The following is a 21268-nucleotide window of genomic DNA, read 5'->3' as shown; positions in this document are numbered from 1 at the left end:
CGGCGACGGCCGCGCCATGCCCGGCGATGAGTTCCGCCGGGCATGGCGGCAAGGTCAGCCCTTGATGTACGGCTTGCCGTCGGCGGCCGGCGCGCGAACCCGGCCGACGAGGCCGGCGACCGCCAGGATGGTCGCCAGGTAGGGCAGCATGGCCAGGAACTGGCTGGGGATGGAGCTGTTGATCGCGCTCAGGTAGGTGGCGAGCTGGTCGGCGAAGCCGAAGAAGAGCGCGGCGAGCAGCGCTCCGGTCGGGTTCCACCTGCCGAAGATCAGCGCGGCCAGCGCGATGAAGCCCTTGCCGCCGATCATGTTCTTGGTGAACGAGTAGAGCGCCAGCGTGTAGGAGGCGCCGCCGATGCCCGCGACCACGCCGGCCAGCAGCACGTTGCGGTAGCGCACCCGCAGCACCTTGACGCCCAGCGTGTCGGCGGCGATCGGGTGTTCACCGACCGACCGGGTACGCAGCCCCCACCGGGTGCGGAACAGCCCGATGTGGATCACCAGCACCAGGAGCAGGCCGACGTAGAGGAAGATGTTGCCGCGGAACAGCGCCGGCCCGAGCACCGGGATGTCCTTGAGCAGCGGGATCTCCCAGTTGCTGAAGCGCGGCGCGCTGTTGTACTTCGCCGCGTCGGTCTGCATCAGCCGCTCGTAGAGGAAGCCGGTGACGCCGACCGCGAGCAGGTTCAGCACGATGCCCATGACGACCTGGTCGACCAGGTAGCGGATGGCGAAGACGGCGAGCAGCAGCGAGATGAACGCGCCACCGATGGCGGCGGCCACCAGACCCACCCAGACGTTGCCGGAGATGCTGCCGAACAGGGCGCCGCTGAACGCGCCCATCAGCAACTGCCCCTCGATGGCCACGTTGACCACGCCGGACCGCTCGCAGAGCACCCCGGCCAGCGCGCCGAAGATCAGCGGCAGGGCCAGGATGAACGTGCCCCGGATGATGTTGACCAGCGGCATGAAGTTCTGCCCGGTCGGCGCGGCGGAGACCTGCCAGCAGAGGAAGGAGAGCACGAAGCCGACCAGCCCGACGCCGAGCGCGGGGACGAACCAGCGCTTCGGCACCCCGGCGAGCAGCGCCGCGCCGGCGGCGATCGCGATGATCCCGAACAGGATCGCGCCGATCGTGCCGTTGATCTCCAGCGCCGCGCCGGCCGCGTCGTCGCTGAGCGTGAAACGTGCCTGCTGGTCGGTGGCGAGGGCGCCGAAGAGCACCGCCGAGAGCAGGCCGAGGGCCAGCAGCGTGAGGCCGACCTTGCGGGTCCGGGTCCAGAAGCCCTGGTCGACCTGGGCGACGGCGACGTCGGGGACAGCCATGGTGGACATGCGTTACCAGCCCTTCGCCAGGCTCGTCTGCAACCGGGCAGCCCGTGCGGCCCGGAGCTGGAAGATCGCCTTCACCAGGGCGGGTGCGGCGATGAAGATGACGATCAGCGCCTGGAGCACTGTCACCAGCTCCAGCGAGATGCCCGAGTACGACTGCATCCGGTTGCCTCCGGCCTGCAGCGCACCGAACAGCAGCGCGGCGAGCAGCACCCCCCAGGGCTTCACCCGGCCGAGCAGCGCCACCAGGATGCCGTCGAAGCCGATCTGCGCGACCACCAGCGGGGTCAACGCGCTGGCGGTCGAGCCGAGCACCATGTTCGACCCGCCCAGGCCGGCCAGGATCCCGGAGAAGACCATGATCAGGATGTACGTCCGGGTGACGCTGATGCCCGCGGTCCGCGCGGCGTCCGGGTTGGCGCCGACAGCCCGCAGCTCGAAGCCGAGCGTGGACCGGTTGAGCAGCCAGGCGACCGCCCAGGTGGCCAGCACGGCGAGCAGGATGCCGGCGTGCACCCGCAGGTTGTCGCCGAGCAGGCGGGGCAGCTGCGCGGAGGTGTCCACGGCCTTGCTGATCGCGTCGGTCCGCTTGGGGTCCTGCACGCCGTTCTGCACGATGAGCCAGGTCAGGAAGTACGTGGCGACGTAGTTGAGCATGATCGTGTTGATCACCTCGTGTGCGCCGGCGCGGGCCTTGAGGATGCCCGGGATGAAGCCCCAGAGCGCTCCGCCAAGCGCGCCGGCCAACACCGCCACCAGCAGGTGCAGGCCGGGCGGCAGCGGCAGCAGGAAGCCGGCCAGCGCGGCCAGGATCACGCCGATGGTGGCCTGGCCCTGCGCGCCGATGTTGAACAGGCCGCCGCGGAAGGCCAGCGCCACCGCCAGGCCGGTGAAGACCAGCGGCGCGGCGTACGTCAGCGTCTCGGAGATCGGCGCGAGCACCGCCTGCCAGCCGTTGCTGCCGTTCACCCAGCCGGAGAACGCCTCCGGGTCGAAGATCGAGCCCTTGAACAGGTTCGCGTACGCCTCGCTCACCAACGTCCAGCTCGCGCTGAACGCGTCCGACGGACGGGCGGTGATGTAGGAGTAGGTGTGCAGCACGTCCGGATCAGAAATGATCATCAGTACCGCGCCGACGACGACGGCCAGCACCAGCGACAGCAGGGTCACCGTGAAGGTGTTGGCCGCCCAGAGGTTGTCCAGGAAGAGCCGGCCCAGGGACGGCTTCGGCTGCGGCTCGGGGGCCTTCGGCACTGTGGTCGTGCCGGCCCGCTCGGTGTTGCCGAGCGCGTTCTGCGCCGCCTGCGCCTCGCTCGCCGGCTCCTTGTCCGGGGAACCCGACTGCGGATTGCTGTCGCTCATGCCTCGTCCTCGCTCGCGGAGCCCGCGTCGCTCGCCCGGCTCCCGTCGTCCACGCCGGGCTCACCGGCAGCGGGTGTCGCGCCGGCCCCGGCCTCCGCGCCGGGTGCACCGGCGGGGGTCCCGCCGGGCCCGGCCTCCACGCCGGGTGCACCGGCGGCGGGGGTCGCGCCGGCCGCGGCGGCCGTGTCCGGGTGGATGCCGGCCATCAGCAGGCCGATCTCCTCGCGCGGGGTGTCCGGGCCGACGATGCCGATGATCCGTCCGCGGTACATCACCGCGATCCGGTCGGCCAGCCCGACCACCTCGTCGAGCTCGCTGGAGACCACCATGACCGCGGTGCCGATGTCCCGCTCGTGAATGATCTGGCTGTGGATGAACTCGATCGACCCGACGTCCACACCACGGGTGGGTTGGGCGGCGATGAAGAGCTTCAGCGGCCGGGACAGCTCCCGGGCCACGATCACCTTCTGCTGGTTGCCGCCGGAGAGGGTGCCCACCGCCGCGTCCGCCGATGAGGTGCGGACGTCGAACTGCTCGATCCGCTCGCGCGCCGAGGACGCGATCGCGTCCGGCTTGAGGGCGAGCCCGGCGCCGAACGGCGGCCTGTCGTAGATGTCCAGCACGAGGTTCTCGGCGACGCTGAACTCCTTGACGAGGCCGTCCACGCTGCGGTCCTCGGGGACGTACCCGACGCCGGCGCGGAGCACCTTCTTGGTCGTCCAGCCGTCGATCCGGTCGCCGCCCAGGCTGACCGTGCCGGCGAGCACCGGGCGCAGGCCCATGATCGCCTCGATCAGCTCCGTCTGGCCGTTGCCCTGCACACCAGCCACGCCGAGCACCTCGCCCGCGCGCACGGTCAGGTCCACCCCGTCGACGGCGCGGATCTGCCGGTCGTCGTCGACGACCAGCCCGGCAACCTCCAGCACCGGCTCGCCCGGCGTGGCCGGCGACTTGTCGACGGTGAGCCGCACGCTACGGCCGACCATGAGCGCGGCCAGCTCGTCCCGGCTGGTCTCCGGCGAGGCCGTGCCGACGGTCTTGCCGCGCCGGATCACCGTGATCCGGTCGGCGATCGCCTTGACCTCGCCGAGCTTGTGGGTGATGAAGACGATCGACTTGCCGGCCGCCTTCAGCGACCGCATGACAGTCAACAGCTCCTCGGTCTCCTGGGGGGTGAGCACCGCGGTCGGCTCGTCCAGGATGAGCAGGTCGACGTCGCGGGTGAGCGCCTTGACGATCTCGACGCGCTGCTGGATGCCGACCGGCAGGTCCTCGATCACCGCGTCCGGGTCGACCCGCAGGTTGTAGCGCTCGGACACCTCGGTGACCTCGCGCCGGGCACGCCGCCGGTCCAGGAAACCGGCGATGCCGCCCCGGACCTGCTCGGCGCCGAGCATGATGTTCTCGGCCACGGTGAAGACCGGCACCAGCATGAAGTGCTGGTGCACCATGCCGATCCCGGCCCCGATGGCATCGGAGGGACCCTTCAGCTTCAGCGGCGTGCCGTCGACCAGGATCTCGCCCTCGTCGGGCTGGTAGAGCCCGTAGAGCACGTTCATCAGTGTCGACTTGCCCGCGCCGTTCTCGCCGAGCAGGGCGTGAATCTCTCCAGGCTCCACCGTCAGATCGATGTGGTCGTTGGCGACCAGATCACCGAACCGCTTGGTGATGCCGCGCAGTTCGAGTCTCAGCGCAACCTCCTGGAGTGCGAGCGATGGTGCAGCGTAGCTGCCGGTCGACCGGGCCGGACCAGGCCGGTCACCGTGGCGCGCGATCGGCCGCTCCGGCCCCACGGGTGGTCACCCGCGGCGCCGGAGCGGCCGGATCGGTCGTACCTGTCCCCGCCGCCCCTGCGATGATCTCACCGGAGGAGCCGGCCGGGTGTCACTTGGTCGGCTGGGCCTTCGAGGTGACGGTGATGGTGCCGGCGGCGATGTCCGCCTTGATCTTGTCGACCTCGGTCTTCAGCTCGGCCGGAACCTTGCTGTCGAAGTCGTGGAACGGGGCGATCGAGACACCGCTGTTGGCCAGGGTCCCGACGAAGCCCGGCTTGGCCTGCAGCTTCTCGCCACCGGCCGCCTTGAGCACGGCCTCCTTGACGGCCTCCGGGATGTTCTTGACCACGGTGGTGATGATCGCGGCGCAGTCCGGGGTGCTCTCGCAGCCGTCGACGTCCACCCAGATGGTGTTGTACTTGCCACCCGACGCCTTGGCCGCGGAGGTGGTGCCGAGGCCGGAGCCGCCGGCGACCGGCATGATGATGTCCGCGCCCTGGGCGACCAGCGCGTCGGAGACCTTCTTGCCCTCGTCCTGCTTGGCGAAGTCGTTGGTGAAGGAGCCCTTCTGGGTCTCCTTGTTCCAGCCGAGCGCCTGGACGTTCTTCTTCTTGGTGGTGTTGTAGTACGCCACGCCGTCGACGAAGCCGTCCATGAAGATCGTCACCGGCGGGATCGGCAGACCACCGTAGGTGCCCACCTTGCCGCTCTTGCTCATCCCGGCGGCCAGGTAGCCGGCCTGGAACGCGGCCTGGGCGGTGTCGAACTGCATCGGGTAGACGTTGGCGTCACCCGGGTTGGCGTCGACGATGCCGAACTGCTGGTTCGGGTTCGCCTTGGCGATCTTCGAAGTCGCGTTGGCCATCAGGCCACCGACGGCCAGGATGAAGTCGCACTTCTGGTTGACGAACTGCGTCAGGTTCGGCTCGTAGTCGGCCTCGGCCTTCGACGCGACGAACTTGATGTCGATGTTGTCGTTGGCGGCCTTGGCCTCCTGCAGGCCCTTCCAGGCGGAGGTGTTGAACGACTTGTCGTCGATGCCGCCGACGTCGGTCACCATGCAGGCGCTGTACTTCTTGGCGCCGCTGCCGGCGTTCTTGTCATCATCGGGGGCCTCGCCACAAGCGGCGGCGGCGCTCAGCACGAGCCCACCCACCGCGAAGATCGAGGCGATCCGCATCCCACGCACCGAGCGCAAGACGTCTCCTTCCCATTGCACACCGCGCCTAGTGCGGTGGCAGCCCATCAGCCGACCTGCGGTGTGCCGCCGGCTGTCCCACGTTACGGACGGGAGCGTACGCCCGCGCCCACCCACCGGCCGACAATCGTGCACGACTGTTGAGCGCCTGTTACCCGGGTGTAACCCTTGCGTGGGGCACGTCACTCTTTGTGCTGCTAACCGAGCGCCCAGGCGTCGCTAACGTCCGGTTTCCGGGGGTCGACCCCCTCCTCGGACGCTACCGCCAAAAGACCGCCACCGCCGCGTTGACCAGGGTCAGGCCGACGATTGCGAGGAAGTGGCCGCGGTTGACCACGTCCCGCTTCCGGGAGAAGAAGACCATTACGAAGATCAGCAGCGCGATCACCAACTTCGTCACAAGTTTGGCGGGCGCCGGCTCGTCGTCACCACCGCCCCGCAGCGGGGCGGAGAGACCGAGCCCGGTGAGCAACTGGATCACGGCGCCCCAGAGCATGGCGGCGTTGATCCGCAGCTTGCCGCTCGCGTACTGGGCGATCGAGCCGCCGAGCAGCAGGGCGAAGCCGATCAGATGGACATAGAGGAGGATGAGTCGCAGTGCTTCCACGCCGCCCATCCTCCCCCATCAACGACAGTTCGTAGTAGGGGGTCGACCGGTCGGCGCGTTGAGCCCGGTCGGCACCCGGCGCGGCTGCGGCGTGGTCATCCCTTGACCGCTCCGGCGGTCAGGCCGGAGACGATGTAGCGCTGCAGGAGCTGGAAGACCAGCACCGTCGGGATCGCGGTGAGCAGGGTGCCGGCCGCGAAGATGCCGAAGTTGTTGTTGCGCTCGTTGCCCTGCAACAGGCCGTACATGCCGACCGCGAGGGTCTTCGAGTCGCTGCTGGTGAGGAACACGTTCGCCATCAGGAACTCGTTGATGGTGCCGATGAACGCCAGCAGCCCGGCCACCGCCAGGATCGGCGCCACCAGCGGCAGCATGATCCGGAAGAAGACCTGGGCGTGCGACGCGCCGTCCATGGTGGCCGACTCGTCGAGTTCCCGGGGCAGGGTGTCGAAGAAGCCCTTCATCAGCCAGGTGTTCACGCCGAGCGCCCCACCCAGATAGAGCAGTAACAGCCCCCACGGGGTGTTGAAGCCTATCGACGGCCACAGGTCGGTGATCGTGCCGAAGATCAGGTAGATCGCCACGATCGCCAGGAACTGCGGGAACATCTGGATCAGCAGCAGTGACAACAGCCCCACCCGCCGCCCCCGGAAGCGCATCCGGGAGAACGCGTACGCGGCCAGGGCCGAGAGGAACACCGACGCGAACGAGGCCACCCCGGCGATCAACAGCGAGTTGAGGAACCACCGCTCGAAGGCGGTCCGCTCGAACAGCCCGCTGAAGTTGCCGAGCGACACCCCACCGGTGGGCACCAGCTCGCTTGTGGAGAGCGTGCCGAGGGGGTTGAGCGCGGCGGAGAGCACGAACACGATCGGGAAGAGGCTGAACAGCACGGCGAGCACGGCGACCAGGTGCCGCCAGCCGACCCGGGCGAACCAGCGGTTCCGCCGCCGACCACCGATGGTCCGGCTCGCGGCCGGGCGACCGGCCGTGTCGCGGGCACGCGCGGCGAGGGTGCTCACGAGTACACCTCCTCCTGCTTGCGGGTCCGCCGGAAGCTGACCGCCGAGACGACGGCGACGATGGCGAAGATGAACAGCGAGATCGCGGCGGCGAAGCCGAACTGCGCGCCCTGCCCGCCGAAGGCCAGCCGATAGGTGTACGTGATGAGCAGGTCGGTGGCGCCGTTGGTCGGGTTGTCTGCCGGGAAGGGCGCTCCCTCGGTGGTCAGGTAGATCGCGTTGAAGTTGTTGAAGTTGAACGCGAACGACGAGATCAGCAGCGGAGACAGCGCGATCAACAGCAGTGGCAGGGTGACCGCGCGGAAGGACTGCCAGGGCGATGCGCCGTCGACAGAGGTGGCCTCGGTCAGCTCACGGGGGATGGCCTGCAACGCGCCGGTGGCCACCAGGAACATGTACGGGTAGCCGAGCCAGAGCTGGATGAGGATGACCGCGAAGCGGGCCGTCCACGGCTGACCGAACCAGTCCACGTGCAACCCGAACAGGTTGTTGATCAGCCCGAAGTCGGCGTTGAACATGTCCCGCCAGGCCAGCAGCATCGCGAACGACGGCATGGCGTACGGCAGGACCAGCAGCACCCGGTAGATGTTTGTGCCCCGCATCCGGGGCGAGTGCAGCACGAGCGCGATGAGCATGCCGAGCAGGAACGTGCCGCCGGTGGAGCCGATGGCGAACGCGAAGTTCCAGATCAGGGCGCCCAGGAACGGGCCGGAGATGTTCCCGTCGGTGAGCACACGCGTGAAGTTGCGCAGCCCCACGTTGATCTTCCAGCCCTGGGCCAGCCGCTCCCCGTCGGCGGCGACGAAGGCGCCCACCTCCTCGTCGGCGGTCCAGGTCCGCCCGGTCGCGGCGTCCCGGACGCAGTCACAGCCGGAGTCGTACGCCCGCACCGCCTTGCCCTCGTACGCCCGGGACAGGCCGCTTGACCGCAGCGCGCCACCTGCCGTCGGGACGACAAGGTCGGTGACCTCCCTGCTGCGGGCGCTGGCCTGGCCGACGTTCAGCACCGTGTAGCCGTCGGCGGCGGTGACCCTGCCGCCCGCGGTGACTGTGACGTCGGCGGCGTCGAGGCGGCGCAGCCCGCCCGCGTCACCTGCGGAGACCGCCCCGGTGGCGGGGTCGGTGACCAGGAAGACAAGTGGGGCGGTGGCCGGGTCACCCGTGGTGGCGATCGACAGGGCGTACTGGGCGGAGCCGGGCACCTGCGTGACCGACGAGGTCTGGATCGCGACGATCGCCTCGTCCTTGCTGCCCCGGTGCCCGTCACCGAAGTTGGTGAAGGCGGTGCTCGCCATGTAGAGCACCGGGAGGACCTGGAAGGCGATGAGGAACAGGGTTCCCGGCACCAGGTACTTGGCCGGGATGTGCCGGCGGGTGAGGTAGAGATAGAACAGCCCGGCGGTGGTCGCCGCCAGCAGGGCCAGGCCGGCCCACTGCTCCCCGTCGACGAGTGGGAATGCCGCCCAGAGGGCGATTCCGGCGGTGAGGCCGAGCAGGAGCACCTTGCCGGCGAGGCCGGTCACTGTGATCGGCGCGTGGTCACGCGAGCGCGGGGGTCGGGAGCCGACGGGCCCCCGGCCCGGGGCCTGCGTGGCAGACCCCGGGCCGGACAGCGGCGTACTCATTACTTGATCTGGCCGGAGATGGTCTTGCCGGCGGCGGTGACGGTGCTGGTCGGGTCGGCCCCGCCGATGACCGCGGCCTCGGCCTTGCCGAACGGGTCCCAGATGGCGGCCATCGCCGGGATCGCCGGGAGCACCTGGCCGTTCCTGCCGGCCTCCTGGAACTTCGCCAGGTCCGGGTCGCTGCCCTTGACCTGGTCGAGGGCGGCGGTCAGCGCCGGCGGCCGGGCCTCGGCGTTGTAGAGCGCGACGGCCAGGTCCGGGGTGGTCGTGTAGTTGGCGACGAACTCCTGGGCCAGCGCCTTGTTCTTGCCCTTGGCAGCGACGTAGAACGCCTGCACACCCACGAACGGCTGGGCCTCCTTGCCGCCGGCGAAGCCGGGGATCGCGGAGATGTCGTACGTGATGTTGGCCTTCTTGACGTCGGCGATCGCCCACGGCCCGGAGATCAGGTACGCGCACTTCTTGCCGGTGAAGGTGGCGATCGAGTTGGTGTCCGCGATGGAGCGCTTGAGCACGCCCGCGCCCTTCTCGCCAAGCGCGCCGATCTTCTTGAACGCCTCGATCGACGCGGGCTTGCCCACGCCCAGGTCCTTCGGGTCGTAGTCACCGTTGGCCCCGGCGCCGAAGAGGTAACCGCCGGCCGAGCTGTAGAGCGGGTAGATGTGGTACGCGTCGCCGTTCTGGCCGACCTGGAGGCAGAGCGTCTCGGTGACCTTCTTCGACGCCTTGAGCTGCTTACCCGTGGCGACCAGGTCCTCGATGGTCTTCGGCGCCTCGGGGGCCAGCTCGGTGTTGCGGATCAGTGCCAGGTTCTCCTGCGCGTACGGCACCCCGTAGAGCTGACCGTTGAAGGTGACCGCCTTGATTGCTGTGGCGTTGAACGCGCTCTTCTGCTCGGCGGCGAGCTGGACGGGGTCGATGGCGCCGTTCTGCACCAGGTTGCCGATCCAGTCGTGCGCGCCGACCACCACGTCGGGGCCGCTGCCCTGCTGCGAGGCAGTGACGAAGTTGGTCTGCAGGTCCTTGCTGACGGCTTGGACCTCGACGGTGACGCCGTTCTCCTGGCCGAACTTCTCGGCGAACGGCTTGAGGGTTTCCGTGCGCTTGTCGTCGGCCCAGATCACCAGCTTGCCGCCGGCGGCCTTGGGGGATTCCTTCGCGGCCGGCTCGTCGCTGTCGCCACCACAGCCGGAGGCGGCGAGCGCCAGGGCGAAGAGGGCGACCACACCCGCGGTACGGATGCGCATCGGTACTCCTGTCGTCATGGCGGATCCGCCGGGGGAAGGACGGTCCGCAAGTGGGGAAGCTGAAAGTTTTTGCCAACCGACGCAGCGATACTGCGCTGCTGCTCGTCAATGTTGCGGGGACGTTAGCAAGACGTTGCAGATAATGGAAGGGCTTGCAGAGCACCCCGCAAGAACTTGCCGGTGGGCTAAAGTGCCGCCATGCGCGCTCGACTGTCCGACATCGCCCAGCAGGCCGAAGTCAGCGAGGCCACGGTGTCGCGGGTGCTCAACGACCGCCCCGGCGTGGCCCCGGAGACCCGACAGGCCGTCCTCACCGCCCTCGACGTCCTCGGCTACGAGCGACCGGCCCGACTGCGCAAGCGCAGCGCCGGCCTGGTCGGTCTGGTGGTGCCCGAGTTGGACAACCCGATCTTCCCCGCGTTCGCGCAGGTCATCGAGTCGACGCTGGCGCAGAGCGGGTTCACGCCGGTGCTCTGCACCCAGACCGCCGGCGGCGTGACCGAGGACGAATACGTGGAGATGCTGCTGGACCGGCAGGTCTCCGGGATCGTCTTCGTCTCCGGCCTGCACGCCGACACCGCCGCCAACCACGACCGCTACCGGGCGCTGATCGCCCGGCCGCTGCCGGTCGTGATGATCAACGGGTACGTTCCCGGCATCGGCGCCCCCTTCGTCTCCTGCGACGACCGAGAGGCCGCCGACCTCGCAGTGGCCCACCTCGTCGCGCTCGGGCACCGCCGGATCGGCCTGATCACCGGCCCGGACCGGTTCGTGCCGGTGCAGCGCAGGGTGGCCGGCTGGCGGGCGGCGATGACCCGACTGGCCGGTGTCGCCGAGGCCGACCTCGGCCCGCTGGCCGAGCTGACACTGTTCGGTGTGGAGGGTGGCGAGGCGGCTGCCGGCCGGCTGCTCGACCGGGGAGTCACCGGCCTGGTCTGCGGCTCCGACCTGATGGCGCTCGGCGCGGTGCGGGCGGCCCGGCACCGCGGTCTGACCGTCCCGGGTGACCTGTCAGTGGTGGGCTACGACGACTCACCGCTGATGGCCTTCACCGACCCGCCGCTGACCACTGTGCGACAGCCGGTCACCGCCATGGCGGTTGCGGCGGTCCGCGCCCTGGTCGACGAGATCAACGGGCACGGCGCCCCGCACTCGGAGTACCTGTTCCGCCCCGAGCTGGTCGCGCGGGGCTCGACAGCGGTCGCCCCGGCCGCCGTGCGGTTTCCTTACGCAAGATCTGCTTGACTCTTGCAGGGTCGGGCGGCATATTGCTCAGGCAGCCGCGCCCGAGCACGAGACAGACGGGGAAACATCACCAATGACCGTCAGCGCCACCACCCCGCCCCGCACCGACGACGACTGGTGGCGCTCCGCGGTCGTCTACCAGGTCTACGTGCGCAGCTTCGCCGACAGCAACGGTGACGGCGTCGGCGACCTCGCGGGCATCCGGGAGCGGTTGCCGTACCTGCGGGACCTCGGAGTGGACGCGCTCTGGCTGACCCCCTTCTACACCTCCCCGATGGTCGACGGCGGGTACGACGTCGCCGACTACCGCGACGTCGACCCCCTGTTCGGCACCCTCACCGACTTCGACGCGATGATCAGCGACGCGCACGCTCTCGGCCTGCGGATCATCGTCGACCTGGTGCCCAACCACACCTCCAGCGCGCACCGCTGGTTCACCGACGCCCTCGCCGCCGGCACCGGCTCGCCCGAACGCTCCCGCTACCTCTTCGCCGAGGGCCGGGGCGCGCACGGCGAGCTGCCCCCCAACGACTGGGAGAGCATCTTCGGCGGCCCGGCCTGGACCCAGGTCGACGACGGCCAGTGGTACCTGCACCTGTTCGACCCGGCCCAGCCGGACCTGAACTGGCGCCACCCGCAGGTCCGCGCCGAGTTCGAGGACGTCCTGCGGTTCTGGCTGGACCGGGGCGTGGACGGCTTCCGCGTCGACGTGGCCCACGGCATGATCAAGGCAGAGGGGCTGCCGGACGTCGGCTTCAGCACGATGACGACCGGGCAACGCCAGGTCGACCTGCTCGGCAAGGCCCGCCTGCCCTACTTCGACCAGGACGAGGTGCACGAGATCTACCGCGCGTGGCGGCCCATATTGGACAGCTACCCGGGCGGCCGGATGGCGGTCGCCGAGGCGTGGGCCGAGACCCCGCAGCGGCTGGCCCGCTACATCGGCCCGGACGAGCTGCACCAGGCTTTCAGCTTCGACTTCCTCGACGCCACCTGGTCGGCCGACTCGTTCCGCAAGGTGATCGACACCGCGCTGGCCGAGGCGACAGTCGTCGGCGCCCCCACCACCTGGGTGCTGTCCAACCACGACAAGCAGCGGCACGTGACCCGCTACGGCGACGGCGCCGAAGGGCTGCGCCGCGCCCGCGCCGCCAGCCTGCTCATGCTCGCCCTCCCCGGCTGCGCCTACCTCTACCAGGGCGAGGAGCTGGGCCTGCCCGAGGTTCTCGACCTTCCCGACGAGCTGCGCCAGGACCCGGCGTTCCTGCGGACCGGCGAGAGCCGCGACGGCTGCCGGGTGCCCATCCCGTGGAGCGATGAGCTGGCACCGTACGGCTTCGGGCCGGCCGGCAGCGAGCTGAGCTGGCTGCCCGCCCCGGCGACCTGGCGTGCCCTGTCGGTCGCCGCGCAGGCCGGTACGCCCGGCTCGACGCTGGAGCTGTACCGGGCCGCCCTGCGCATCCGCCACGAACACCCGGCGCTGGCTCTCGGCGCCGGCCCGGTCACCTGGCTGGAGAGTGGACCGGGAATGCTGGCCTTCTCCCGCACCGCCGGCGAAACCGTGCTGACCTGCGTGGTCAACCTCAGCGGAGCACAGGTGCTGATCGACGGGTACGGCGAGCCGATCGTCGCCAGCGCGCCGCTCACCGGGCAGGGCGCCGGCCATCTGCTGCCCGTAGACGCGGCAGCCTGGTTGGAACGGCGCTGAGCGGGTAAGCCCTTCTCGACCTGGTCGTCCGCCGTGCCCCGCGCCAGCGGGCGACTGGGCTACCGGCCCCTTGTGGTGGGGGGTGAGGTGCACCGGCGTCACGCGGAGTCCGCTCCGCGCGGCGCCGGTGTCCGTGTGTGTCGTTGGTGTGCCTCGTCGCCCGCGCGGGAAACCGCCGCGTCACTTCCCCGCGCTGACCCGCCGCGTCACTTGGCGGTCAGCAGCGCCGCGATCCTGGTGAAGCCGGCGCGGACCTCGGCCTCGTCCGGCGGCTCGACGGGCTCACCGTGGCCCGCCTCGTCCGCCGCGGCGTCCAACTCCTCGTCGATCACGTCCTCGAAGTCGCCGTACAGGTCGGCCCCCTCGACCTGACGGGCCTCGTCCTCGGCGGCTACCTGCGCGGCGGCGATCTCGCTGCGGATCTCGTCCGCCGACAGCGCCGGCAGCAGCGGCTCGACAACTGCCATCAACTGCTCCTCGGCCACCACCGCCTCGGCCAACGCCAACGCGTGCGGCCGCTCGTACGGCCCGCAGACCACCGGCTCCCACTCGTCGAGGTCGCCGAGCGGCCCGAAGGTGATGATCCACGGCAGGCCGAGCATCGGCGAGTCGGCCGGCAGGTCAAGTGTCATGAGTGCGCCCACGCGCTCATCATGGTCCGCGAACGCGAGCGTCGGTGCGGTTCTGTTCAGTTACCGCCCGTCCGGCGCCCGATCGGCATCCGTTCAGGGGCCCGGCGGTGTACCGCCGGGAATCAGCGTGCGTTCAGGATGAGCGCGAAGTTTTCGTCGGAGTTGTGGTTGGCGAGGAGTTCGTACCCGGAGGTCCGCCGAAATTCATAAGTCGGAGCGGAGAAATCCACGCCGTTCAGCCAGTTGAGGACCGCCTTGCGCTCCCCCGCCCCGAGGACCGGGCCGATGCAACCATCGACCAGGGCTCGCAGCAGGGACCGCTGCACGGCCCCGTGGAGTTTGACCATGCAGAAGACGTGGCCCACCTCGTTCCGGCGCTCCTTCGAGGGCTGACCCACTGCTGCCGCCAGGTGGTCCTGCGTGCCAGGCAGGGTCACCTCAATGGTGTGCAAGGCACCCTTCGCCGTCACCCGGACGGGCCAACGCTCGACCCAGGCATCGGTGACCTTGCTCGGTGTCAGACCGGCGAACACCGGCAGCGGTCCAGAGGGAGTGACGGGTGGTGGGCTGGTCATCCACTCCCTGGGCTCCCCGGGGTTGCCTCTGGTGCCCGGCGGGGCGGGGGGAAGCGCCCTCCCATTCTGGTCGCGCGACACCACGACGCCCACGAGCGCCGCCAGCATCAGCACCACGGCAGGCACCGCCAGCAGGAGCCATCGTCTCGACGTCGTCCCGCGGCCCACCGCAACCGATTCGGCTTCCCGTTCGGTCTCGTTCACATTGCGCTCCCCGTGTCACAGCTCAAGCGGCAGCGACGTCGCAACCCGTCACAGACCGCCTTGGAGGCTAACCAGAGGTACGGCGAATGTCAATATTGTGTCTCGTCGATTTCCCTGCCAGCGTTCTGATGCGGTGACACACCGCAATCAACACGGGGAGGACCACTTGAAAAGGTTGCGAACAGCGGCAATGGCCGTGCTGGCCTGCGCGAGCCTCATCGGGGTCTTGACGCCGACGGCTGCGGCCGCGGCTCCGGGCTGCACCCGAACCGGGTGCAACGGAAAAGTCGCATCCGCCAATGGCTGCACGAGCGACGCCTATGCTGTTTCCAGCTTCAGCCGGGTGGACGGCAACGACCCGGAACAGACGGTAGCCCACGGCGACCTCTACTACTCGCCGGCCTGCGGGGCGATGTGGGGTGACTACACCGCCACATTCTTCGGCGATACCTCCACCCTGGAGCTCGACTGGCAACCCACGTATGGCGGCCTGAACCAGAAGGCCCAATCGATTCTGATAAGCGGTGTCGGAAACTACGTCACCACAATGGTCAGCTGGGAGTATTCCGTGCAACTGTGCGCCTCGTCGCCCACGGGCAATCCCGACGGCAATGCCACCTGCACCGTATGGCGATGAAAACGCATCTCGCATGGCAAGGTCCTGGCGCCGACAAGCGCTTTCTGTGAACGGGGGCACGTTGAAAAGAATCAGCACGAAAGCATGCGTGGCGATAGCCGCGCTCGTCACACTCACCGGCACCGTCGACGCGGTACCGGCGGCGGCGTCGAAGCCTCGACCGGCGGGCGTCACAGATCCGTCAGCGGTCCGGGAGCCGGACACCGCACTGGGCAAGGACTGGCCCGACTCCTCAGACGTGCTGGTCACCGGAGTGGGCGACAGCAACGGCTTCCACCTGTACGTGGCGCGGGAACGGGACGCGTTCGCCTGGTCGACGCTCGCCACCCTGTCCGCATCGTCGCTTGACATGGGCCCCTGGATGGGCGAGACCTGCGTGACCGGCTCCGGCCGGTACGCGGTGGTCGTTTTCGCTCCGAAGATGGCGGCCAACAAACCCGCTCTGGTGCGCGGTGGAGGAATCGCCGCGGTGGTCGACATCGCCAGCGGCAAGGCGACCAGAGTAGCGACGGGCCTGCAACTGGCGTACTTCAATCCCGCGTGTGGACCGGACGACCGGGCGCTGCTCACCCGGGCCGTCGGCGAAGACATGGAGCAAACGGAACTGCTCACTGTCGACGCCGCCGCGCACCGGATCACCCAGACCCGCCGGATCGCGGCTCAACTCACCACCCCGACCGCTACCGCTGACGGCGACTACGGCATCGCCCGGGGACGGCTGGTGAAGGTCGGCCCCAGCGGCGGCCTCACCGAGGTCGCCCGACCGGCCGGACCGGTATCCACGCTGCGCGGCACCGCGCACAACGGCATCGACTTGGTCGCCATCAAGGGTGAGCAGGCCGTGGCGCAACGGTTCCAGGCCGGTCGGCTCCAGACCGTCGTCGTCGGCCAGAAGGGCCACCTGCAACTGTTGGGCCAGGCCGGAGGCCGGAACGCGCTAGTCGGCACCGCACCGGCCCTCAACGGGAGCTGGCCGGAGCTGGCGACGATCCAGTCGGGCAGGTCGGTCCGGGCCGTCTCCGCGCAGGGTCATCTGCTGGCCGAGGAGATCGGCACCGCGCAGGGCGAGAAGGCGGTACGCGCGCCGTTGTCGCCCGCGGACCGGGCCGACGCCGGTCAGGTCCGGGTGTCGGTGCAGGCGACCGCCAGTGGTCGCCGCTCCACAGTCACCTTCGAGACGGCGCGGACCGCGCCCCGACTGGACGCGCTGCCGACCAGCGCGCCGGCCGGGCCGACAATGGGCACCCAGGCGGTCGATCCGAAAATCTCGAACCCGAAGTGCGCGGTACGGCGCAACGACCCGAAGGTACAGGCGCAGCAGCCGAGCGCCAACTTGGTCGAGTGGGCGGTGGACCGGGCGGTGCACGGCACCCTCACCACCTCCCGGCCGGCCAACTACCTGAAGTCGGGCCTGCCCTCGTACAGCCCGCAGGGGCTCTTCCCGAGGCGGACGGTGGCCGGTGGCGGTGGCGCTGGGGTGCCGGCGCAGCTGATGCTGGGAATCCTGGCGCAGGAGACGAACCTTTCGCAGGCTTCCTGGCACGCCGTCCCCGGCGACCTCGGTAACCCGCTGATCGCGGACTACTACGGCAACGCCGGGGGCAGCGTCGACGTCATCGACTACTCGAAGTCCGACTGCGGCTACGGCGTCGGTCAGGTGACCACGGGAATGAGCGTCGGCGACTCGGTCTACAGCCGCAATCAGCAGGTCGCGATCTCGATCGACTACGCGGCCAACATCGCGGCCGGGCTCAACATCCTGATCGACAAGTGGAACCAGATCTACAACGAGCCGCTCGGCAGGAGCACCATCAACAACAACGACCCGGCCTGGATCGAGAACTGGTTCCTGGCCGTTTGGGCGTACAACAGCGGCTACCACCCGAGCAGCGAGGCCGGGCAGAACAACGGCCGGTGGGGCATCGGCTGGCTGAACAACCCGGCCAACCCGTCCTACGACCCGGCTCGCCCGGGCTTCCTACGGGACACCTACGCCGACGCGGAGACGCCGAATGAGTGGTCGTACCCGGAGCGGATCATGGGGTGGGTGGAGACGCCTCAACTGAAGGGCTTCCCCATTGCGACGGAGGCGTACTCCCAGCCGACGTACAGCAGCAACTCCCCGGACTACCCGAGTCGCTTCACCAAGGTGCTGTCCCTGCCGGGCGTCTACACGTTCTGTTCACCGAGCATCAACAGTTGCACTCCGAACATCGAGAACCCGTGCCCGGCCGACAGTGAGGCCTGCTGGTGGCACGGCAGCGCGACCTTCGCCAACTGCCCCGGGGGTGAGTGCGCCAAGGAGAAGCTGACCTACGGTTCGTCCTCCGCCGAGCCGGGGGTGCAACGGATCTACGACCGGGACTGCTCGGTCTTCACCGGCAACTCCGACCCGGACAAGGACGCCACCCGCAGGTCAAGCATCGTCTACACGACGATCGACTCCTCGCAGTACGCACTGGGCTGCTCCAGCGACCCCAACGACGGCAAGTTCACCCTGCGGGCCGGTTATCCCACCGGGAGCACCGACGCGCTCTACGCCGACATCGACCTGCACCAGGTGGGCGCCGGCTACCAGGGGCACATGTGGTTCAGCCACGTCTACCCGACGGTGAACGACAGTGCCAACCCGAAGCATCACCTGGTGGGCGCCTGGACCCCCAACCTGGACCTGAATCCCGGGGAGCGGATGAACTTCGACGTCGTCGTGCACCTGCCGAGCCACGGCGGCGAATACGACAAGGCGGAGTACGTCATCCGCGGCGGCAACGACGGCAGCGAGTACACCTGCGAGTTGGACCAAAGCACCGGGCGGCTCGGACTCAACGGCCACGACAAGTGGGTGTACCTGGGCGCCTACAACCTGGGCCGGGGATCGCAGGTGCTTTTGAACAACATGGGCGACAAATATGCCACCGGCAACATCGACATCGCCTGGGACGCCATGGCGTTCGTCCCGATCGGCAACCGTGGCGGACACGACTGCAAAGAAGACTACTAGCGGCGCTCGGGCCTCTGGCCTACACGAAGCGCCCCCTGTCACCCGCGCTATGCGGTGGCGGGGGGCGCTTCCCCGTCTCGGCTCAGTCGTGCCGGGTGGCGTCGACGGCAGCGCGGACGAGAGCGACAGCACGGTCCGGCGGGACGCCCAGCCGCCGGGCCTCGGCGGCGTACTCGACGGCAACCCGGTGCAGCCTGTCGACGGCGTCGTCGCGGCCGGGCGCGACGAATGTGCCGTTGCGCCCCCGGGTCTCCAGCAGCCCCGCCACCTCCAGCTCCCGGTACGCCCGCGCCACCGTGTTCGCGGCCAGCCGCAGGTCGGCGGCGAGCTGCCGCACGGTGGGCAGGCGGCTGCCCACAGGCAGGCGGCCGTCGCCGACCAGCTCGGCGAGCTGCACCCGCACCTGCTCGTACGGGGGCACCGACGAGTCCGCATCGACCGTGATCATCATGTCCGGCACCTCCGCCATCAGCCCGCACCGCCCGGTGCGCCAGGATCGGTGTCCTCGTCGAGGTCCACCGGCGGGGCGCCCTCCGCCAGATCCACCACCCGCCCGCTCGTGCTGGTCGCGAGCAGCGCCGCCCCGAACAGCACCAGTTGGTTGAGCAGGTAGAGGTAGAGCAGCAGACCGACCGCGCCGGCCACCACCGTGTACGCCGGGTTGCGCTCGGTACGCACCACGTAGTACCGCCCGACGGTGTTGAGCAGCGTGATGCCAACCGCGACCAGCAGCACCACCGGGCGCAGCCGGGACCTGCTCATCCGCAGCCGGGGCACCGCGAGCAGCAGCGCGGTGGCGAGCACCGCGTTGACCAGGACGCTGAGCACCGCGCTGACAGTGGTCAGCCCGACCGACCCGGTGCTGCGCAGCAGGAAGCGCAGCAGCGACTCCAACGCGTCCACCGCCGCCACCGACAGGCCGAGCAGCACGAAGACGCCGATCATCACCCCCAGGTCGACCAGCCGCCGGACGACGAGGTTGCCGGGCTGCTGGTTGAGCGCGTACATGAGGCGTTGGGAGGAGCGGATCGCCTCCACCCAGCCGATCCCGGTGAAGACCAGGATGACCAGGCCGACCACGCCGACGGTGCCGCTTGAGTTGGCGATCTGCTGCGCGTCGAGGAACGGCAGGTTCTCCTTCAGGAAACCGGCCGCCGCAGCGGAGACCTCGTCGTTGTCCTCCAGGATCGCGCCGAAGATGGAGTACGCGACCAGAGCCAGCGCGAAGACGGCGAAGAAGCCGTAGTAGGCGATCGCCGCGGCGAGCCGCCCGGCCAGCACCTCGGCGTAGAGCGCCCCGGCACGCCACACGTGGTCGAACAGGTTCGACCGGCCGCGCGCGGCACCCACCCAGCGGTCGATGCCCGCCTCGATACGGCCGATCACGTTCACGCGATCATCCTCGCCGATCTTTCACCGCCGCCGTGGCAACCGGCGCAAGAGTGCTCGCCGCCCGGCGGGTCGCCGACCGTCAGTCGCCGAGGCGGAAGTCCCGGCGGGGCTGCCACCGGGTCTGCCCGCTGTGCGAGAAGAGGGTGAACCCGTCGACCTCGAACATCGCGGAGAAGTCGGCCAGATCCTCGTATACCCTGTCCAACGCCTCCGGAGCGACGTCCTGCGCCACGGTGACGTGCGGATGGTACGGGAAGCGGGTCTCGCGGTGCAGGCCCGGCGCGGCCGCGATGGCGGCGGCCAGCAGTTCACATTCGCTGATCCCGGCGGCCACCGCGACGAACACCACCTGCGTCACCGGCCGGAACGTCCCGGTGCCCCGCAGGTGCAGCGTGAACGGCAGATGCGCGGCGGCCACGGCCGCGAGGTGCCGCTCGATGCCCGGCAGGACTGCTGTCGGGATCTCGGTCGGACCGAGCAGCGTCACGTGCGCCGGCACCGCGAGCGGATCGCCCGCCTCGACCCGTCGCCGGGTGAGCTGGGCCCCCCACGGCTCCGGGATGTCCACAGCTATGCCGATCTGGACGGTGTCGCCGGACGGCGGCACCCCGCCACTGCGATCCACGCTGCGCGCCGCCACGTCGGCCACCGACCCGCCCACCCTGTCCCGCAGCGCTATTCGCCGCGTACCGGCGGGAAGAAACCCACCCGCTCGTACGCGGACCGCAGGGTCGCGCCGGCCACCGACCGGGCCTTCTCCGCGCCGGCGGCGAGCAGCTTGTCCAGCTGGGCCGGGTCGTCGAGGTAGGTGCGTGTGCGTTCCTGGATGGGGCGGACGAACTCCGCCACCACCTCGGCCAGCTCCTTCTTGAGGTCGCCGTAGCCGCGGCCGGCGAAGGCTGCCACCAGGTCGTCGATGCCCCGCCCGCTGAGCGCCGAGTAGATGGTCAGCAGGTTGGACACGCCCGGCTTGGTCTCGGCGTCGAAGACGATCTCCCGACCGGTGTCGGTCACCGCGGAGCGGATCTTCTTCGCCGAGCGGGCCGGATCGTCCAGCAGGTCGATGATGCCGGCCGGCGAGGACGACGACTTGGACATCTTCGCCGTCGGGTCCTGCAGGTCGGTGATCTTCGCGGTGTCCTTGACGATGTGCGGCGCGGGCACCGTGAACGTCGCGCCGAACAGCGAGTTGAACCGCTGGGCCAGGTCGCGGGAGAGCTCCAGGTGCTGACGCTGGTCCTCGCCGACCGGCACCGCGTTGGCCTGGTAGAGCAGGATGTCGGCGGCCTGCAGGACCGGATAGGTGAACAGCCCGACGCTGGCCCGCTCGTTGCCCTGCTTCTGCGACTTGTCCTTGAACTGGGTCATCCGGCTGGCCTCGCCGAAGCCGGTGATGCAGCCGAGCACCCAGGCCAGCTGCGGGTGCTCGGGCACCTGCGACTGCACGAACAGGGTGCTGCGCTCCGGGTCGAGACCGACCGCGAAGAGCTGGGCGGCCGCCACCCTGGTCCGCTGGCGCAGCAGCGCCGGATCGTGACCTGCGGTGATGGCGTGCAGGTCCACCACGCAGTAGAACGCGTCGTGGGTGTCCTGCAGGGCCACCCAGTGCCGCACGGCTCCCAGGTAGTTGCCGAGGTGGAACGAGTCGGCCGTCGGCTGGATGCCGGAGAAGACGCGGGGTCGCTCGGAAACGTCGGGCATGACGA

General features: G+C 69.6%; 18 protein-coding genes. 4 read left to right on the top strand and 14 right to left on the bottom strand.

From position 1 onward, the window contains the following. Positions 1–54 precede the first annotated feature (54 nt). The 8 genes from OOJ91_RS25370 to OOJ91_RS25335 all read right to left on the bottom strand — a co-directional run bounded on the left by OOJ91_RS25370 (position 55) and on the right by OOJ91_RS25335 (position 10168). Positions 55–1335 (bottom strand): ABC transporter permease, encoded by a 1281-nt coding sequence (locus OOJ91_RS25370; protein ID WP_266248777.1) that lies wholly within the window; start codon positions 1333–1335, stop codon positions 55–57. Positions 1336–1338: 3 nt separating this feature from the next. Continuing rightward, entirely contained in the window at positions 1339–2694 is a 1356-nt protein-coding gene (locus OOJ91_RS25365; RefSeq protein ID WP_007455429.1) for an ABC transporter permease, read from the bottom strand. Continuing rightward, positions 2691–4325: an ABC transporter ATP-binding protein gene (locus OOJ91_RS25360; protein ID WP_323178584.1), complete on the bottom strand. Its 1635-nt coding sequence runs from the start codon at positions 4323–4325 to the stop codon at positions 2691–2693. The genes OOJ91_RS25365 and OOJ91_RS25360 overlap by 4 nt, the downstream gene beginning before the upstream one ends. A 253-nt stretch (positions 4326–4578) precedes the next feature. Further along, positions 4579–5649 (bottom strand): BMP family lipoprotein, encoded by a 1071-nt coding sequence (locus tag OOJ91_RS25355; RefSeq protein WP_266249850.1) that lies wholly within the window; start codon positions 5647–5649, stop codon positions 4579–4581. Between the two features lie 277 nt (positions 5650–5926). Continuing rightward, positions 5927–6274: a hypothetical protein gene (locus tag OOJ91_RS25350; RefSeq protein ID WP_007455425.1), complete on the bottom strand. Its 348-nt coding sequence runs from the start codon at positions 6272–6274 to the stop codon at positions 5927–5929. Positions 6275–6369: 95 nt separating this feature from the next. Then, a complete protein-coding gene (locus tag OOJ91_RS25345) occupies positions 6370–7236 on the bottom strand; it encodes a sugar ABC transporter permease (protein ID WP_266249849.1) in 867 nt (288 codons plus the stop codon). 56 nt (positions 7237–7292) lie between these two features. Further along, on the bottom strand, positions 7293–8921 hold the full coding sequence (locus tag OOJ91_RS25340; protein WP_266248774.1) for an ABC transporter permease subunit: 1629 nt from the start codon (positions 8919–8921) through the stop codon (positions 7293–7295). Further along, positions 8921–10168 (bottom strand): sugar ABC transporter substrate-binding protein, encoded by a 1248-nt coding sequence (locus tag OOJ91_RS25335; protein WP_266248773.1) that lies wholly within the window; start codon positions 10166–10168, stop codon positions 8921–8923. Before OOJ91_RS25335 ends, OOJ91_RS25340 begins: the two co-directional genes overlap by 1 nt. Positions 10169–10366: 198 nt before the next feature. On the opposite strand from OOJ91_RS25335, the gene OOJ91_RS25330 reads away from it, so the two are divergent. Next, positions 10367–11413 (top strand): LacI family DNA-binding transcriptional regulator, encoded by a 1047-nt coding sequence (locus tag OOJ91_RS25330; protein ID WP_266248772.1) that lies wholly within the window; start codon positions 10367–10369, stop codon positions 11411–11413. A 73-nt stretch (positions 11414–11486) separates the two neighbouring features. Continuing rightward, positions 11487–13121 carry a glycoside hydrolase family 13 protein gene (locus OOJ91_RS25325; RefSeq protein WP_266248771.1) on the top strand — a complete coding sequence of 545 codons (1635 nt, stop codon included), beginning with the start codon at positions 11487–11489 and terminating at the stop codon, positions 13119–13121. 206 nt (positions 13122–13327) lie between these two features. Here OOJ91_RS25325 and OOJ91_RS25320 read toward each other — a convergent pair whose 3' ends face one another. Both OOJ91_RS25320 and OOJ91_RS25315 read right to left on the bottom strand, forming a co-directional pair. Continuing rightward, positions 13328–13765 carry a hypothetical protein gene (locus OOJ91_RS25320; protein WP_266248769.1) on the bottom strand — a complete coding sequence of 146 codons (438 nt, stop codon included), beginning with the start codon at positions 13763–13765 and terminating at the stop codon, positions 13328–13330. 110 nt (positions 13766–13875) lie between these two features. Beyond that, on the bottom strand, positions 13876–14532 hold the full coding sequence (locus OOJ91_RS25315; RefSeq protein ID WP_266248767.1) for a hypothetical protein: 657 nt from the start codon (positions 14530–14532) through the stop codon (positions 13876–13878). 190 nt (positions 14533–14722) lie between these two features. On the opposite strand from OOJ91_RS25315, the gene OOJ91_RS25310 reads away from it, so the two are divergent. After that, positions 14723–15169, top strand: a complete 447-nt coding sequence (locus OOJ91_RS25310; RefSeq protein WP_266248765.1) for a hypothetical protein — start codon at positions 14723–14725, stop codon at positions 15167–15169. 88 nt (positions 15170–15257) lie between these two features. Next, the gene (locus tag OOJ91_RS25305; protein WP_266248764.1) at positions 15258–18170 is read left to right on the top strand and encodes a hypothetical protein; all 2913 of its coding nucleotides are present in this window, start codon (positions 15258–15260) and stop codon (positions 18168–18170) included. Positions 18171–18252: 82 nt separating this feature from the next. On the opposite strand, the gene OOJ91_RS25300 is transcribed toward OOJ91_RS25305, so the two are convergent. The 4 genes from OOJ91_RS25300 to trpS form a co-directional block, all read right to left on the bottom strand. Further along, positions 18253–18621, bottom strand: coding sequence for a GntR family transcriptional regulator (locus tag OOJ91_RS25300; RefSeq protein ID WP_266248762.1), 369 nt, complete (start codon positions 18619–18621; stop codon positions 18253–18255). Positions 18622–18638: 17 nt separating this feature from the next. Beyond that, positions 18639–19562: a YhjD/YihY/BrkB family envelope integrity protein gene (locus OOJ91_RS25295; RefSeq protein WP_266248760.1), complete on the bottom strand. Its 924-nt coding sequence runs from the start codon at positions 19560–19562 to the stop codon at positions 18639–18641. Between the two features lie 79 nt (positions 19563–19641). Next, positions 19642–20211 (bottom strand): 2'-5' RNA ligase family protein, encoded by a 570-nt coding sequence (locus OOJ91_RS25290; protein WP_266248758.1) that lies wholly within the window; start codon positions 20209–20211, stop codon positions 19642–19644. Between the two features lie 26 nt (positions 20212–20237). Further along, positions 20238–21263, bottom strand: a complete 1026-nt coding sequence (trpS, locus tag OOJ91_RS25285; RefSeq protein ID WP_266248757.1) for a tryptophan--tRNA ligase — start codon at positions 21261–21263, stop codon at positions 20238–20240. Between the last annotated feature and the right edge of the window lie 5 nt (positions 21264–21268).

Source organism: Micromonospora lupini (assembly GCF_026342015.1).
Lineage (GTDB): Bacteria > Actinomycetota > Actinomycetes > Mycobacteriales > Micromonosporaceae > Micromonospora > Micromonospora lupini_B.
Note: the sequence above shows the minus strand (reverse complement) of the source record. Positions and strands in the feature narration are given on the sequence as shown.